General features: G+C 45.9%; 1 protein-coding gene. It reads left to right on the top strand.

Annotated features, from left to right (window positions below; all coding sequences use genetic code 11):
- Nucleotides 1–239: 239 nt before the first annotated feature.
- A partial coding sequence (locus R7M72_RS24965; RefSeq protein WP_411913725.1) for a sodium:solute symporter family transporter occupies nucleotides 240–1,272 on the top strand: 1,033 nt, incomplete at its 3' end.

The following is a 1,272-nucleotide window of genomic DNA, read 5'->3' on the forward strand; positions in this document are numbered from 1 at the left end:
ATTTTTACGCTTTTCGACTTGTCAGTGACAATCTCTTTTTGGTTCTATGATTAACTAAGGGAATGCAGCAACGACGAGTATGGATCCGCAATTATTTACAAGACGCTCACTATTGATCTTCATCACGTTTGAGCGCAAAAAATAAAAAATGAACCGTTGTTTTGATTTTTGTCTCAGTTAGTTTTGTTTTTTGAAAATATAATTTATCTAAATTAAAACAGCGTTTCGAGGTTTCTATTATGGAATACGATTACTTAGTAATAGCAGGCTACTTTGCCCTGATGGTGGCAATCAGCTTGCTGTTCAAAAAAATGGCAAGCAATAGTACCAGCGACTATTTCCGCGGGGGCGGTAAGGTGCTTTGGTGGATGGTTGGTGCCACAGCATTTATGACTCAGTTCTCTGCATGGACGTTTACCGGTGCAGCGGGTAAAGCGTTTAACGATGGCTTCGCGGTATTGGCCGTGTTTGTTGGCAACATGGTGGCGTACGTTTTCGCTTACTTCTACTTTGCTCGCCGCTTCCGCCAAATGCGAGTCGATACACCAACTGAAGGGGTAAAACGCCGCTTTGGTAACACTAACGAGCAGTTTTTCACTTGGGTAATCATTCCATTAAGTGTGATTAACGCGGGTGTTTGGCTAAACGGTTTGGGTGTGTTTGCTTCTGCGGTATTTAATGCCGACATCGTGACTACCATTTGGGTGACTGGCCTTGCGGTATTGGCTATCTCATTGCTGAGTGGTGCGTGGGGCGTAGTGGCGTCGGACTTTATTCAAACGCTGGTTGTTGCGGTTATCTCCATTGCTTGTGCGGCAGTTGCATTGTACGTCGTTGGTGGCCCTGGCGAGATCGTTGAGAACTTCCCTGGTGGCTTCATCATGGGCCCAGATATGAACTACCCACTACTGTTAGTTTGTACGTTCATCTTCTTCGTAGTGAAACAGCTGCAAAGTATCAACAACATGCAGGAGTCTTACCGTTTCCTTAACGCGAAAGATTCGAAAAACGCAAGCAAAGCTGCGCTGATGGCGCTTGTGATGATGCTATTTGGCGCGGTAATTTGGTTCATCCCACCTTGGGCTTCAGCAATCTTGTACCCAGATGCAGCAACGCAATACTCATCATTGGGTGCGAAAGCAAGCGATGCGGTTTACCTTGTCTTCGCTCGTGAAACAATGCCTCTAGGCACCGTTGGTCTGTTAATGGCAGGTCTGTTTGCGGCGACCATGTCTTCGATGGACTCTGCACTAAACCGTAACTCAGGTATTT

The organism is Vibrio sp. YT-18 (assembly GCF_033337345.1).
Classification (GTDB): Bacteria; Pseudomonadota; Gammaproteobacteria; order Enterobacterales; family Vibrionaceae; genus Vibrio; species Vibrio alginolyticus.